Source organism: Rhodanobacter aciditrophus, from assembly GCF_042679525.1.
Lineage (GTDB): Bacteria > Pseudomonadota > Gammaproteobacteria > Pseudomonadales > Marinomonadaceae > Marinomonas > Marinomonas aciditrophus.
Genome location: NZ_JBHTMN010000007.1, coordinates 21,195 through 35,703, shown reverse-complemented (window position 1 = coordinate 35,703; position 14,509 = coordinate 21,195). Strand labels below are relative to the sequence as shown.

General features: G+C 49.3%; 13 protein-coding genes. 4 read left to right on the top strand and 9 right to left on the bottom strand.

What is annotated here, in order from left to right; translation table 11 throughout:
* Positions 1–141 precede the first annotated feature (141 nt).
* The 3 genes from ACFQ45_RS05565 to ACFQ45_RS05555 all read right to left on the bottom strand — a co-directional run bounded on the left by ACFQ45_RS05565 (position 142) and on the right by ACFQ45_RS05555 (position 4,012).
* Positions 142–2,028: a methyl-accepting chemotaxis protein gene (locus ACFQ45_RS05565; protein ID WP_377365996.1), complete on the bottom strand. Its 1,887-nt coding sequence runs from the start codon at positions 2,026–2,028 to the stop codon at positions 142–144.
* Between the two features lie 110 nt (positions 2,029–2,138).
* Positions 2,139–2,726 carry a 16S rRNA (guanine(966)-N(2))-methyltransferase RsmD gene (gene rsmD, locus ACFQ45_RS05560; RefSeq protein WP_377365995.1) on the bottom strand — a complete coding sequence of 196 codons (588 nt, stop codon included), beginning with the start codon at positions 2,724–2,726 and terminating at the stop codon, positions 2,139–2,141.
* Complete coding sequence (locus tag ACFQ45_RS05555) at positions 2,723–4,012, bottom strand: hypothetical protein (RefSeq protein ID WP_377365994.1); 1,290 nt, start codon at positions 4,010–4,012, stop codon at positions 2,723–2,725. The genes rsmD and ACFQ45_RS05555 overlap by 4 nt, the downstream gene beginning before the upstream one ends.
* A 169-nt stretch (positions 4,013–4,181) precedes the next feature.
* Here ACFQ45_RS05555 and ftsY point away from each other — a divergent pair, with 169 nt between their 5' ends.
* From ftsY to rpoH, 4 genes are all read left to right on the top strand, one after another.
* Positions 4,182–5,483, top strand: coding sequence for a signal recognition particle-docking protein FtsY (gene ftsY / locus ACFQ45_RS05550; RefSeq protein WP_377365993.1), 1,302 nt, complete (start codon positions 4,182–4,184; stop codon positions 5,481–5,483).
* A 35-nt stretch (positions 5,484–5,518) separates the two neighbouring features.
* Positions 5,519–6,190, top strand: a complete 672-nt coding sequence (gene ftsE, locus ACFQ45_RS05545; RefSeq protein ID WP_377365992.1) for a cell division ATP-binding protein FtsE — start codon at positions 5,519–5,521, stop codon at positions 6,188–6,190.
* On the top strand, positions 6,190–7,206 hold the full coding sequence (gene ftsX, locus ACFQ45_RS05540; protein ID WP_377365991.1) for a permease-like cell division protein FtsX: 1,017 nt from the start codon (positions 6,190–6,192) through the stop codon (positions 7,204–7,206). The genes ftsE and ftsX overlap by 1 nt, the downstream gene beginning before the upstream one ends.
* A gap of 128 nt (positions 7,207–7,334) precedes the next feature.
* A complete protein-coding gene (rpoH, locus tag ACFQ45_RS05535; protein ID WP_377365990.1) occupies positions 7,335–8,201 on the top strand; it encodes an RNA polymerase sigma factor RpoH in 867 nt (288 codons plus the stop codon).
* 94 nt (positions 8,202–8,295) lie between these two features.
* Here rpoH and ACFQ45_RS05530 read toward each other — a convergent pair whose 3' ends face one another.
* The 6 genes from ACFQ45_RS05530 to metK form a co-directional block, all read right to left on the bottom strand.
* Positions 8,296–9,159: an energy transducer TonB gene (locus ACFQ45_RS05530; RefSeq protein ID WP_377365989.1), complete on the bottom strand. Its 864-nt coding sequence runs from the start codon at positions 9,157–9,159 to the stop codon at positions 8,296–8,298.
* Between the two features lie 5 nt (positions 9,160–9,164).
* The gene (gene gshB, locus ACFQ45_RS05525; RefSeq protein ID WP_377365988.1) at positions 9,165–10,118 is read right to left on the bottom strand and encodes a glutathione synthase; all 954 of its coding nucleotides are present in this window, start codon (positions 10,116–10,118) and stop codon (positions 9,165–9,167) included.
* A gap of 123 nt (positions 10,119–10,241) precedes the next feature.
* A complete protein-coding gene (locus ACFQ45_RS05520) occupies positions 10,242–10,835 on the bottom strand; it encodes an OmpA family protein (protein ID WP_377365987.1) in 594 nt (197 codons plus the stop codon).
* A gap of 5 nt (positions 10,836–10,840) precedes the next feature.
* Entirely contained in the window at positions 10,841–12,349 is a 1,509-nt protein-coding gene (locus ACFQ45_RS05515) for a TolC family outer membrane protein (protein ID WP_377365986.1), read from the bottom strand.
* Positions 12,350–12,497: 148 nt separating this feature from the next.
* Positions 12,498–13,229, bottom strand: a complete 732-nt coding sequence (locus ACFQ45_RS05510; RefSeq protein ID WP_377365985.1) for a 16S rRNA (uracil(1498)-N(3))-methyltransferase — start codon at positions 13,227–13,229, stop codon at positions 12,498–12,500.
* A gap of 51 nt (positions 13,230–13,280) precedes the next feature.
* Entirely contained in the window at positions 13,281–14,444 is a 1,164-nt protein-coding gene (gene metK / locus ACFQ45_RS05505; RefSeq protein ID WP_377365984.1) for a methionine adenosyltransferase, read from the bottom strand.
* Between the last annotated feature and the right edge of the window lie 65 nt (positions 14,445–14,509).

Genomic DNA, 14,509 nt, shown 5'->3' with positions numbered 1-14,509 from the left:
AAGCGAAAACACCGCAAAGTATTGCGGCCAATGGAATCATGGTAAATGGACGCACAGTCTAGCGTTTGCGCTGTGTGGCATCAAGAGAGAGTGGTTAAAAGCCAGCCTGCTCAGACAGGCTGGCGTGTTAATGATGGGCTTTTAGGACAGGGTAAAGACGCGGGTTTTATCGGCTAAGGTATTGGCCATATCATGGATCTGGCGAGCGTTCCCCACGATCTGTTCAATGGAGCTGGTGTCTTCCCTTAGTTGCTGGGCGATCTGTTCCATTTCGGTACTCATTTCCACCGCTGTTGACGCCACATCTTGAATGGAAGCGGCCATCTCATCGGACGCTTGATAGCTGGTTTGCGCATTGGTTTCTATGGTGCGCATGGCTTCTTCTGCTTCGTTACCACTTTGTTCAATGACGCTTAGGCGCTGTTGGCCTTTTTCCATAGTGCTAATGGCGGACTGGGTAGACGACTGAATAGTGCCGACTATGTCTGTGATTTTAGACGTCGCATCCACGGTTTTTTCTGCCAAAGAGCGGACTTCGTCCGCTACCACAGAGAAGCCTCGTCCTGCTTCCCCTGCACGGGCGGCTTCAATGGCGGCGTTAAGGGCGAGTAGGTTGGTTTGGTTGGCAAGGTCATTGATCATGTTGATCACGTTGTCGATGTCCGTGGACAAACGGCCCAGTTCATTTAACTCTTGGCTTGTCAGGTTAACCGCTTCTACCGTGTCTTTCAGGTTGTCTAATACCTCGCGGATGGTTTTTGCACCGGCTTTCGCGGATTGATAGGTTTCGCTGGAGTGCTCTCGTAGGTTGTCAGTGGTGGTCGACAAGGTGGTGATGCGGGTAGAGATGTCGTCAGTGGACTCCGCTAAGGAGTTAGTACGTTGGTTAACCGAGCGGTTGTTGTCGGCAATATTGCCAATGGCTTGGCTTAATCCTGTGATCATGGTGCCGACACTACCGGTGGTGATCACGACTTCGGATAAGACATTGCCAAGGCCGCCAGTCATTTCATTGAGGGAGCGACTGAGGGCATCGAACTCGTCGTTGCGTTTATCGTTGATCACTGCTTTGGAGGTCATGTCGCCGTCTTTTACTTTTGTTAAGTCAGCAATTACACGGTTAAGGGTGTTTCGGGCGCTACGGCCAATACTTAGCATTAGCAGAATGGAGACAATAGACACGGCCACACTGACGCCGAGGAGGGCTATTAAAGATTGATCACTGCTGGCTTCTGCCTCGTTTTCCGCAGCGATGATATAAGTGGTCAGTAGATCCGCTAGGGCGACTTGTGTTTCGGCGAAAGCGTCTTTTTCTGCATCGAAGGTGGTTTCAGCGGCATCTAAAGCACTGAAGGCTGAGCCATAAGCAAGAATGGCATCGTGGTACTGGGCCGCGGTTTGCCCATGGGTATCTTGGAAACCAAAGTTGTCTACCCGTGCCATAAAGCGCTCATAGCTGGCGTCTAATTCTGCAAGGACTTCCGGACTTGGGCTGCTTAAGTAGGTGCCTTCTGCTTTACGTACGTTGACGAACTCCCTTTTCAGTAGGCTGAGAGCGGCAATATCATTACTAATTTTGTTGCCGAGAGAAGTGATTTGTCCCTTCAAGCCGGAGCTGTTGTCGAAGCCAATGACACTACGTTGGTAGGCGAGCTCCAGTAGCGCGTCAGCGTAGCGAGACAGTTCATCTTGTGAGGCTTGCAGCGCATTGATCAGTTGATCACTTTGGGCGCGTTCAATGCTATCGCTTAAAGCTTGTAGGTCAGCCGCTTTTTGCGCTTTTAGATCATTGGCATAGGCTTCGTAAGTGTCATTGTTTAGACCGCGAAGTCGGTCAGCTGCCTCTAGAATGCCTAAGCTCATTCGGTCAACGCTGGTTTGAATGCTACCAAACACACGCAGCTGAGCGTTTGCCTGCTTTTGGGAATGCATGCCTTGGATGGCAGTCCAAGTGACCAAGGCGAAGCCAATAATGGCGCACAATAATAAGATGATGAGTTTTGCACGAAACGAGAGATTCTTGAGCATAATACAACCGCACCTATATAAAGAGAGTCATGTTCTGGTGAACAGGGCTGTGCAATATCTGTGCACGTTTTTATGGTAATAAAAACGTGCCATAGGAGCGGTGAGGTAGGTCAGGCGTTGCGGTACAAAGAAAACGTCAGCTGTCCCGCGACTTTTTCTTTTTCTAGCTGCCAGTTGTCCGGTAACTCAAGGGACTTCTCACTTTCTCTTTCAATGTAGATGTAGCCTTGAGGCTTGATCCAACCAGATGTCAGCAGAGGAATAACTTGATCTAACAAGTCCTTGCGAAAGGGCGGATCCAAGAAAACCACATCAAACCCGGTCGCAGGTTGTCGCAAAAAGGTTGTGGCATCGGTATTGATAACACTTCCATTATGGGCCTGTAGGGTTTTTAGGTTTGTTTTGATTTGCTCCGAAACGGAGCGATTTAGTTCTACAAAGGTACAGTCTTTTGCACCACGGGAGAGCGCTTCAAAGCCGAGTGCCCCTGAACCACAGAATAAGTCCAAACAAGAGGCCCCAGGAATATCGAAGTTAAGCCAGTTGAATACTGTCTCTCGAACACGGTCAGTGGTAGGCCTTAATCCTTCGATGTTTGGAATCGGTAATTGGCGTGAACGCCACTCTCCGCCAATAATGCGAAGTTTTGAGTGGGAGGCGGATTTTGAGGTTGAGCGTTTGCCTGAAGGCTTCTTCATTGTTTGACCTGAACTTCTTGTCGCGAGGACGGTATTAGGAGCGCATCAATATGCTGCTGATATTGCTCTATTGTAAAAGAGTTCGCCGCGTCACTGTAGCTTTTGCTGAAAGTTTCAAGAGACAGTGGACTGTCTGGCAAGGCAACACGGGTGCCCATGATGGCCCACCAGCTAGGGTTCTTGGCCAAGGCTTCCAGTTGATTCAAAAGCTGGGCTTTCAGTTCGTTAAAACGTCCAGTGTCTGTGTAGCTAGGTAGCTTTTCGCTGGCGAACCAGCTGGATGCAGCTGTTAAGGGTTGTTGGTCGTCTATAAACACTTGAGTTGGCACGTCTATCTGCCAATTGGCGTAGGCAAGTTGGCGACCTAAGTGCAGCTCCCATTGGGGCACCTGGCTACCGACCTGATCCTGCTGTGCTTGCAACATATCTCGTACCCAGATTTGCTGTGCTAGCCAGTCTTCTACAGAAGCTAAGGGCTCCATTGCCACAACGCCATAGATGGCGCTGAGGTCATTGTTGCCCAATATTGCGGTAGCTGGCTGGGTAGGGAGCTGCCAAGAGACAGGGTAAAGGTTATGCTGCAATGATTTCGTCATAGATGAAAGCCCCCTCGCCAAGACCCGCTGAGCGTTTTCGTCCATGGCGCCTGCGATTAAAATGTGGGACACGTGAGCTTTTAGATGCTGCAAATAGGTGTTTATATCTTCTAAGGTGAGTGCTTGTTTTGGCTGTGAAAAGGGGGCGTCCGGCGCGTAGAAAAATTGCTGCCAAAGCTGTTGCTCGGCAGGGTCGGGGGTGTATTGGCGTTGCCAAGTTTCCAGGGGTGTGGCTTTGAGTTGGGTGTTATTAAACCAAGTGTCTAACACCTTCAAGGCGGGCGCTAGGTATTGTGGTTGGCTACTTAAGGTGACATTCAGAGTCTGTTGAAGATGATCAAAACTGCTATCAACGCTGGCCGCTGCAGGGGCTAAGCGCTGGTTAATGGTGGCCGTGCTAAGAGGTAGGCTAGGGCCAAGCATCATCCCCAAGGTGGCAGCGGTGAGTGGCGCGTTACGAGTATCCCCTTGAAAGACAAAAGAAATCGCTAGCTTATCCTGGCCCTCCCAAATACCTTGGTTTACCCAATAAACTGGGATGTCTGACTCGGTTTGCCAAGTTTCAATATTTGGTGTCGCCAACTGAGTATGAGGCGCAGTAAGGTTGAGCAGCCAAATAGCCAGTGTGCAAGCAACTATGATGACCGCTAGTACTGGGCGGCTAAACAAGGGTTTATCGCGTTTAATCATAAAAAATGTCGCATGATCAGAGGTTTGATATGCATTTTTCCACGAAAGTGGGGCTTTTTGCCAATAGGAATGATGCTAAAATCACCGCTTTTAAGGCATTTACGCAGGTTTTGAGAGTAGGTGCTGTTGCCCATATCCCCTTAAACGGGGCAGATCTAGAGAGATGTGAATGGAATTTGTTAACCAGATTATTGCTTACCTAACGCCGTATTTCGGCGAGTACGCGCGTTTTGCTCCGATCGTTATCGGTGCCATCTTGGCCATTATTGCGTTTGTGATAAAACGCAAAGTGATAAAGGGGATGGATGCGGACATCAAAGCTGGCAAAGACAAGACGCCAGAAGAGTCTTCCGTAAACGAAGTAGAACAGACAGAAGAACCCCTATCTCCTGCCTCTAAGGACAACAAGGCTGACGTTGCAGAAGCCCAGTCAGCTCAAGTTGATCCCCCTGAGCCGGTGGAAACAGAGGTTAAGCCTGAGCCAGCCCTTAACCCTGAGCCAAAGGCCACTGAGCCTGCTCCTTTGGAACAAACGCCAGCGGCACCTAGCTTATCTTGGTCCCAGCGTATTAAGGCTGGGTTATCTCGTACACGAAATGGTCTTGGATCGGGGTTGTCTAGCATCGTATTGGGCAGCAAGAAAATCGATGATGACCTGCTAGAAGAGCTCGAAACTCAGCTTCTTATGGCGGATGTGGGGATGGACGCTACCACAGAGCTAATGGGGACATTGACAGAGAAGTTGAACCGTAAAGAGTTGAAAGATGGCCCTGGGGTATTGGCGACGCTAAAGGATGAGCTTAACCACATTCTTCGTAACTCCGAGCAGGAGCTGAATCCAACTAAGGCTGATGGCCCGTTTGTGATCCTGATGGTTGGGGTTAATGGGGTGGGTAAAACCACTACCATTGGTAAATTAGCGAAGAAATATCAAGCGGATGGTAAGAGTGTGATGTTGGCGGCCGGAGATACCTTCCGTGCTGCTGCAGTGGAGCAGCTCCAAGTCTGGGGGGAACGTAACAATGTTCCTGTTGTCGCACAACATACCGGTGCTGATTCTGCGTCAGTGATTTACGATGCCATCGAATCCGCTAAAGCCCGTGGGGTAGATGTGGTGATTGCTGACACCGCAGGTCGTTTGCAAAATAAAGCGAACCTCATGAGCGAACTTGAGAAAGTGGTTCGAGTTATGAAGAAGCTAGATGTGGAAGCGCCCCATGAAGTGATGTTGGTGCTGGATGCAGGCACCGGACAAAACGCCTTGAGCCAAGCCAAGCTCTTCACCGAAGCCGTTGGTGTGTCAGGTATTACGTTAACCAAGCTGGATGGTACCGCAAAAGGTGGCATTATCTTCGCCATTGCGAAACAGTTTGGTCTACCAATTCGCTACATCGGAGTGGGTGAACAAGTGGATGATCTGCGTCCGTTCAAATCCCAAGAATTTGTTGACGCCTTGTTCGATAGTGAGTAACAGTTAACCACTAACACTGAAAACGGGAAGTTTGTGTGGAAATTGAGTTTCAACAAGTAGGTAAAAAGTACGACACTGGCCAAGAAGCTTTGTCGCAGGTGAACTTTCATTTACGCCAAGGAGAAATGGCGTTTTTGACTGGGCACTCGGGTGCAGGTAAGAGTACCTTGATGAAACTCATTATGATGATTGAACGCCAGAGCTATGGGAAAATCCTAGTGGATGGTGTGGACTTGCGCACCCTAGGCAAACAGGCGATTCCATACCATAGACGTCGAGTTGGGGTGGTGTTTCAAAACCACCAACTGCTGTTTGATCGTAGTGTCTTCCATAATGTGGCTTTGCCTTTACAAGTCAGTGGCGCTGACCCTGATCAAACCGGTAAGCGTGTGCGTGCAGCATTGGATAAAGTGGGCTTATTGGGAAAAGAAAAACTTAACCCAATGGCTCTATCCGGCGGTGAGCAGCAGCGTATTGGTATTGCCCGAGCAGTGGTTAATAAGCCGCAACTATTATTGGCGGATGAGCCTACGGGTAACCTAGACCCTAGGTTATCGTCTGAAATCATGAATCTGTTCCAAGAGTTTAATCGTGTCGGCGTCACCGTATTGGTGGCCAGTCACGACTTGGCGTTAGTGGCTCGTATGCGCCATCGGGTATTGACCTTGAATCAAGGTCGAATGGTAAACGATGGAGGGTTTGCTTAATGGCAAAGCCGACACCCCCAACGCGCCGTGGTGCGACCCGCCAACAGCACACATCGACCCGTAAAAGCCTTTGGTCAGGAGCCGAGAGCTTCAATTTAGGCCGCTATATGCGTAACCACCAAGCGGTTTTAATGGAAAGCTTTAGCCGATTGTTGGGTTACCCATTGGCGAGCTTTATGACAGTTCTGGTGATTGCTATTTCCCTGTCTTTGCCTGGTGGACTTTTCGTTTTGTTAAAGAACGTCCAGTCAGTGACCGACCGCTGGGAGCAGCAGTCAGTCATCACCTTGTATCTTTTCCCTAATCAGGAGGATACGGAAGCTCTATCTTTATCCCATCAGTTATCCGGCCGGGCCGACGTGGATTCTGTGGAGTACATTTCCAAGGAAGAAGGACTGCGTTATTTCGAGCAGTCCAGCGGCTACGAACAAGTGTTGTCTGCCTTGCCAGAAAACCCCTTGCCGATTGTGTTAAAGGTGATTCCTAAGGCATTGGTGGATCTAGAAACCTTACCAGCCCTACAAACACTTCGCGATCAGCTACAAGATCTGCCTCAGGTGGAATACGCCGAGTTAGACGCAGAATGGTTGCAGCGTTTGGCGACCATTCTGAATTTCGGTAAGCGCTTCGTGTACGCCATCTCAGCATTATTGGTGATGGCTGTGTTACTGATTGTGGGGAACACCATACGCACCGCCGTGGAAAGTCGCCGTGATGAAGTCTTGGTGATGAAATTAGTGGGAGCAACCAATCGCTATATTCGCCGACCATTCCTGTACATGGGGTTTTGGTTTGGGGTGATTGGGGGTGTGCTTGCTACAGTTTGTATCTTGTTGCTGACTTGGTGGGTCAGCGCGCCCGCGGAGCGATTAGTTGAGCTGTATCATGCGGGTTTCGAACTGCAAAGTTTTAATGCAGGTGAAATTATTATGTGTTTAACTATTAGCGCTACTATTGGTGTGGTAGGTTCTTGGGTTGCCGTGAGCCGTCATATCAGAGATATAGAGCTGCAATAATTGCGGATGAAAACGGTGTTTGGATTTACGAATGCCCCTTTATTATCCACATTTGCGGCACATACCGTGTTAACTTTGTTGCTAGTATGTGTTCATACTCAGTACGAACACTAAGAGGTGAAATAGAAATGGGTAAAGCTCTCCAGCCAATCGACATGATGACACCGGGTCAAAACCTTGAGTCATATATGCAGGCCGTTGGTACCATTCCAATTTTGTCAGCAGAAGAAGAAAACGAACTAGCAGAGCGTCTTTACTATCAAGGCGACCTTGAAGCGGCCCGTTCGTTGGTTATGTCTCACCTGCGTTTCGTCGTTCATATTGCGAAAAGCTATTCTGGTTACGGGTTGAATCAAGGGGATTTGATCCAAGAGGGTAACGTCGGCCTAATGAAGGCTGTAAAACGGTTTAACCCCGAAGTGGGTGTTCGTCTGGTGTCCTTTGCTGTGCATTGGATCAAGGCTGAAATCCACGAATTTATTTTGAAAAACTGGCGTATCGTGAAAGTCGCGACCACAAAAGCCCAGCGTAAGATGTTTTTCAATTTACGTAGTGCGAAGAAGTCTTTGACTTGGTTGAGCAACTCGGAAGTACAGTCAGTGGCAGAAGACTTGGGTGTAACGCCTGAAGTTGTGCGCCAGATGGAAGGCCGTATGAGCTCTTCTGATATGGCGTTTGATGCCTTCTCGGACGATGACGATGACAGTGCTTATCAAGCGCCTGCTAACTTCTTAGAAGACGCCCGTTATGACCCAGCTTCTATGCTTGAGCATGGCAACTGGGAAGCAGACTCTAACCGCCGTCTAGAAGAAGCCATGCTAGATCTGGACGATCGTAGTCGTGATATCCTGATTCGTCGTTGGTTGAACGAGCAAAAAGCCACTTTGCATGATTTGGCTGCTGAGTATGGTGTTTCTGCTGAGCGTATTCGTCAGCTTGAAAAGAATGCTATGAAAAAGATTCGTGCGGCTATGGGTGAAGCAGAGTTCCACTAAGTCTTTCCCTAGGTCAAACGATTAAAAGAAGCCCTCCATGTGAGGGCTTTTTTGTGCCTGTTAGCCTATCTACTGACAGACGGTCGTTAAGGAATTATTGGCTGCGAAGTTGGTTGCCAGGGACAAATTGCCAGGTGCGGATAATTTCTAACTGATCGACTTCGGATTTTAGTTCCGTAGGAAAAGAATCAAATGGTTCAGCCAAGCGTACAATACGCATGGCGGCATCATCTAACACTCTGAAGCCAGATGAGTGCAGGACTTCAATGTCTTTCACGTACCCGTTCGGCAAAACTGAGACGGCTAAACGTAGTTGACCGTATAAGTGTCGCTGCTTGGCTTCAGCAGGGTAGTGAATGTTACCAATGCGCTCAATGCGTCGCCGCCAATCGTCTAGGTAGCGGGCGTCCACCGCAGATTTAGCTGATACGGAGGTCAGGCGTCGGATGCGAGGGCGCTTAGCATAGGCTTGGCGCTGCTGGTCCAGTAGGGCTTCTAGGGTGGCGATGTCCGAGGACAGGCGGCTTGGTACTTGAGTTTCCCCTAGGAAGCGCTCTTCCAGAGTTTTGTTTTGCTGCTCTGGCTCTTCTAATACGCGGAATACGTCAGATTGGTTACGACTTGAAATCAGGTGGGGATCTTCAACGGGCTCTGCGGATGCTAGCTGTGGTTGCACCGGAGGCGTCATTTCTTGAATATCATCGGCACGAAATTGGGCTGTTTCGGTCGTCGTGAGCTTTTGTTTGTGCAGCTCCGTTCCGCTTGCTTGTTGGTCAGCTTGGGCGATGAAGTCAGCTTCTTTAGGAGGTGTTGATCGGTGTTGAACCAGTGTCACCTCAAGGGTTTTGCGCGCTGCTGGCCGCTCTGACAAGAAGTCAAAGTTAACCAAGGTTATCGCCATCAGGTGTAAGCTGATGGCGATAAACAATGTAATGGAAAAACGGTCAGCTACGCGCATGGAGGTTAGTTGCCTTGCAGGCGAGCCTCGATTGCATCCATCAGTGTCATGGCAATGTTTAGACCGTATTGGTTATCGAGTTCACGGACACAGGTTGGACTGGTGACGTTGATTTCGGTTAGGTAATCGCCGATCACGTCGAGCCCTACGAACATTAGCCCTTTTTCTTTCAAAGTTGGAATCACTTGGTCACAGATCCAAAGGTCTCGCTCAGTCAGTGGACGGCCTTCGCCACGTCCCCCTGCGGCTAAGTTGCCACGAGTTTCGCCAGAGGCCGGAATGCGTGCTAAACCATAAGGAATAGGCTTACCGTCTACGATCAGAATACGCTTGTCCCCATCTTTGATCTCTGGGATAAACTTTTGCGCCATGATTTGTTCGTTGCCCATTTGGGTTAGGGTTTCGATGATAACGCTAACGTTAGGGTCGTCTTCTTTAATGCGGAAGATGGAGCTGCCACCCATGCCATCCAATGGTTTAAAGATGACGTCTTTGTGCTCTTTGTGGAAGGCTTTTAGTAAGTCTGCGCGGCGTGTCACTAGTACGTTGGGTCCGCATTGAGGGAAACGTGTGGCAAACAGCTTCTCATTGCATTCAAGCAGAGCATTTGGATCATTCACTACCATGGCGCCATCACGTTGGGCTTGGGCAAGGATCATGGTGCTGTACATGAATTCGCTATCAAATGGCGGATCTTTGCGCATTAGGATGACATCCAAGTCTCCTAGGGCCATTGGCGCTTCTTCGCCGAGTTCATAGAAATGTTCTGGATCTTTGAAAACGGATAAAGGCTTGGTCATGGCAAAGGCTTTGCCTTGGTCTAGGAACATATCTTTTAGTTCCATGTAGTGGAGTGACCAGCCTTTTTCTGCCGCAGCCCAGAGCATGGCCAGAGACGTGTCTTTTTTGTAGGTGATGGACTGGATAGGGTCCATGACAATGCCGAGTTTAATGGTCATCTGAATCGATTCCTGTGGTGGCTTTGAATTAAGTATAAAGCCTAAATTTTAATAGGGATGGTATAGCAGTATAAGGACTCAGCGAAGGAAAAATAAGGGAGAGGGCGCGAAAAGTTTGCGTACCTAGTCCACGCTGTATATGGTCCAGCGCTCCACGTCTCTTACCGAATTTGCAAAGACTTCTGCTACAACCCGGCGGTTACGGGCTTGTCCTGAGGTGGTGCTGTTGCTGGCGATGGGGCGTGTTTCACCATAGCCAATGGCTTCCACGCGGGAGGCCGCAATGCGGAAATTGTTAATCAGGACGTTAGCGATGGCGTCGGCACGGTTTTGTGACAGGTTAAGGTTGTATTCATCGTTACCCACGTCATCCGTATGGCCTTCAATGACTACGGAGCTGTTGGGTTGAGATCGTAAAAAGTCTGCGACTTTTTTGATTTCAGAGAAATACAGGGGTTTGACGTCAAAGCGACCTGAGTCAAACAGGACGTTCATTTCCACCGATAACAGCTTTGTGGTGACTTCATGACAGCCGTCGTTGTCCACGCGGGCACCCTGTGGCGTGTTGGGGCACAGATCCCGTGCATTAATGACACCGTCTTCATCATTGTCTTGCAGTTGTTGCTTGGTAATTCGATCGCCAAACAGGGACTCGGCTTGGGCTGGTGTCATGCCAGCCCAAACTAAAGCTATCAATACAGGAAACAACAAGGGCATCGCTTTTACCAACTGCGACCTTCCTCAGTAGCATCAAGGAATAAGCTGTCTTCATCCGAGGTTGTGTCTGTTGCAGGAGATTGGGCCGGCGCACTTTGTGGTTCTGTTGTCGCTGGTGCTTGAATCTGTGTCTCCGCTTGTTTTAATTCATCAATAGCGGAAGCGCCTCGTGGTGGCGTTTCATCTTCTTCAAAAGCATCAGCAAAACCAAGTACAGGTGGGCGGTAAATACGGAAGGCGCGCATTAACTCGCCTTTGGCATTGAACAGTCGGAACTCAGAAAAGAGTTCATCATAGTCCGCGTTTACGTAGTCTTGGCGCGCAGTAAACAGCTCGTTTTCGCTGTCGAGTACGTCTAGCAAGGTACGACGACCAAGACGGAATTGCTTGTCGTAGGCGATTTGCGATTCTTTGGTGGCGATGACGTATTCCCGTAGATACTCTTTAGAGCCCAAAGAGGCTTCATAGGCAGACCAAGCAAGGCGCACGGATAGCTCTGTCTCGCGGGCGGTGTTACGCTGAATTTCCGAAGCCTGAACATTTTGCTGGACGGCCACTTCTTTACGGCGCTTATCTGTGTTGCCACCGTAGAGGTTGTAGGTCATACGAAACATTGCGGTTAGGTCTTCAGAAGGACCTTCATCGCCATCAATATTGTTGTTAAATGTGCGCTCAAGTAGGAAGTTAACTTCTGGGTACTTGTTGGAATCGGTTGCGCTAATGAAGCTTTCGGTAGCTTTCACGTCCCATCGGGCGGCTTCGATAGCGGGGTTGTACTTCATCGCATCGGCAACGGCTTCTTCCATGGAACTTGGAATCAGGTCGCGATCCGGCACTGGATAGATCATTTCTTCCGGTGGCAGTTCACCCACTACTTTTTTGTAAGTGGATTCCGCATCTTGTAGATTGTTAATAGCTGAAAGGCGATTGGCATTGGCCTTTGCTAGTCGCGCTGTGATTTGGCTAAGATCTGATTGACGACCCACGCCTGCATCACTTTTGAGTTTGATCTGATCGTAAATGCGCTCGTGGGTTTGTTGGTTAATGTTGGCTAAATCCACGAGTTCACGATGACGCAATACGTTGGCATAGGCTTCGGCTACGTCTAGGGCGGTATTTTCTACGGCGATCAACGCACCCCAGCGGCTGGCCTCGGTTTCTTCTGTTAGACGTTGAGTGTCGAACTTAGACATGAAGCCATCAAAAATAGGTTGGGTAAGACTTAAAGACAGTTCGCGGCGCGTTAACCCCACATCTTCACCTGAGTCTTGGTAGTCATAGGTGGTTTCGTGCCCTAGACCTGCTGACAAATCAATAGACGGATACAAGCCGCCACGGCGAGTGATTTCGGTATTCTCTATGCCTTCACGGTAACTTGCTAAAGCTTGTCGAACTTCAGGGCTATTTTCGATAGCAATGTAGGTTGCTTCTTCTAGCGTGATCCCTAACGCTGGAAAGGCAGCCAGTGAAGAGGCTAATACTAGACTGCTCACTAGTTGTTTGCGTCGCATCATGACTTTGTTTACCTGTAAGTGTGTTGCGTTTTCATCCTAAGTCCCTCCATCGTATGACAAAATGCTGCACGGTGTGTAGAGTTAGTGTTAACCAAGGGGCGGTTTATGTACGGGTTAAGTGATGTTTTATGTAATAAATTGTAAATGTCTAGATGTCGCCCCAAAGCAAGTTCAATGCAGTCAGGGCAACAACGGGAGCCGTTTCGGTTCTAAGTACTCTCGGACCTAGAGCGATAGCTCGAAATTCTGCCTCTTGGGCGCGATTAACTTCCTGCTCGGTTAGGCCACCTTCTGGGCCAATTAAAAGGGCCACTTGTTTGGACTCAGGCAGGGTGTATTCTCGTATTGGCCGCGCACTGTGATGATGAAGGGTTAATTTCAACATATTGTCACAGGTCTGCAACCAGTTAGCTAATGGCATAGGCATGGCGACTTCAGGCACGATTCCTCGGCCGCATTGTTCCGCTGCGCTAATAGCAACCTGTTGCCAATGTTGCACGCGCTTTTCTATGCGAGCATCGTTAAGTTTGACCTCACACCGTTCGCTGAATAGGGGCTGGATCTTGAAGACTCCGGCTTCCACCGCTTTTTGTACCGCATAGTCCATGCGCTCCCCCCGGGAAATGGATTGGCCAATGGTCACTTGTAGGGGGGATTCATTGGTTAATTCTTCAAACGTCTCTACTGCCAATTGGGCGCTGCGTTTTTGAACATTGGTTAGGTGGGCTCGATATTGTCCACCGGCCCCATCAAACACTATTACGGGATGTTCATCCTTGAGTCGAAGCACTTTACAGCAATGTTGGAAAGCACCATCTGGTAAGTCAAACAGTGTGTGTTCTGACAGTGGTAGGTCGACGAATATTCGTGGAATGCGCATAAATGAAAAAGCCCTCTATTGAGAGGGCTTTTATAACGGAAAACGAGCTAATTATAAACCAGCGGCTTTACGAAGTGCGTCGGCTTTATCCGTGCGCTCCCAAGTAAAGTTATCCCCTTCACGACCAAAGTGTCCGTATGCAGCCGTTGGCAGGTAGATTGGACGTTTAAGGTCTAGCATCTTGATTAAGCCAGCTGGGCGCAATTCAAAGTGCTCGCGAACCAATTGAGAGATGATGTCATCGCTCACCTTGCCAGTGCCAAAGGTGTTGATGCTGATGGACGTTGGCTCAGCAACACCGATAGCGTAGGACACCTGGATCTCACATTTGTCCGCTAGGCCAGCAGCAACAATGTTTTTCGCCACGTAGCGACCAGCATAGGCTGCTGAGCGGTCTACTTTGGATGGGTCTTTACCAGAGAAAGCACCGCCACCGTGACGTGCCATGCCGCCGTATGTGTCAACGATGATCTTACGACCTGTTAAACCACAGTCCCCTACAGGGCCACCAATGATGAATTGGCCGGTTGGGTTGATAAAGTATTTAGTGTCTTTTGATAGCCATTCTTCAGGAAGTACGGGCTTGATGATTTCTTCCAATACCGCTTCACGAAGATCCGCTTGTTTAATGTTAGCGCTGTGCTGGGTAGACAATACTACGGCATCAATCGCACAAGGCTTACCATTCTCATCGTAGCGGAAGGTTACTTGGCTTTTCGCATCTGGACGAAGGAAATCTAAGGTGCCGTTTTTACGAACTTCTGCTTGGCGTTGAACCAAACGGTGTGCGTAAGTCACAGGAGCGGGCATGAGAACATCGGTTTCGTTGGTGGCGAAGCCGAACATTAGGCCTTGGTCACCGGCACCCAGTTCTTTTTCGTCTGCTTCGTCAACGCCCACAGCGATGTCTGCAGACTGCTTACCGATTGCATTTAGGACGGCGCAAGATTCCCAGTCAAAACCCATGTCTGAGCTGTTGTAGCCGATTTCACGAATCACACCGCGGGCGATGTCTTCGATGTCGACCCAAGCGTTGGTGCGGACTTCTCCTGCCACTAAAACCATGCCTGTTTTCACAAGGGTTTCACAGGCAACGCGAGCGTCTGCGTCTTCTTTAAGGATGGCATCTAGGATGGCGTCGGAGACTTGGTCTGCGATTTTATCTGGATGGCCTTCAGAAACGGATTCTGAAGTAAATAGAGAATATTCTGACATGTTTGTGCCTCTATCAAATGGTCGTCAAGAGAGCCAAACAGGCATAAAAAAACCCGCTTAGCTGG

Coding starts and splice junctions, on each gene's coding strand:
- ACFQ45_RS05565 (WP_377365996.1), bottom strand. CDS start 2,028: ATGCTCAAGAATCTCTCGTTTCGTGCAAAACTCATCATCTTATTATTG.
- rsmD (WP_377365995.1), bottom strand. CDS start 2,726: ATGAAGAAGCCTTCAGGCAAACGCTCAACCTCAAAATCCGCCTCCCAC.
- ACFQ45_RS05555 (WP_377365994.1), bottom strand. CDS start 4,012: ATGATTAAACGCGATAAACCCTTGTTTAGCCGCCCAGTACTAGCGGTC.
- ftsY (WP_377365993.1), top strand. CDS start 4,182: ATGGAATTTGTTAACCAGATTATTGCTTACCTAACGCCGTATTTCGGC.
- ftsX (WP_377365991.1), top strand. CDS start 6,190: ATGGCAAAGCCGACACCCCCAACGCGCCGTGGTGCGACCCGCCAACAG.
- rpoH (WP_377365990.1), top strand. CDS start 7,335: ATGGGTAAAGCTCTCCAGCCAATCGACATGATGACACCGGGTCAAAAC.
- ACFQ45_RS05530 (WP_377365989.1), bottom strand. CDS start 9,159: ATGCGCGTAGCTGACCGTTTTTCCATTACATTGTTTATCGCCATCAGC.
- gshB (WP_377365988.1), bottom strand. CDS start 10,118: ATGACCATTAAACTCGGCATTGTCATGGACCCTATCCAGTCCATCACC.
- ACFQ45_RS05520 (WP_377365987.1), bottom strand. CDS start 10,835: ATGCCCTTGTTGTTTCCTGTATTGATAGCTTTAGTTTGGGCTGGCATG.
- ACFQ45_RS05515 (WP_377365986.1), bottom strand. CDS start 12,349: ATGATGCGACGCAAACAACTAGTGAGCAGTCTAGTATTAGCCTCTTCA.
- ACFQ45_RS05510 (WP_377365985.1), bottom strand. CDS start 13,229: ATGCGCATTCCACGAATATTCGTCGACCTACCACTGTCAGAACACACA.
- metK (WP_377365984.1), bottom strand. CDS start 14,444: ATGTCAGAATATTCTCTATTTACTTCAGAATCCGTTTCTGAAGGCCAT.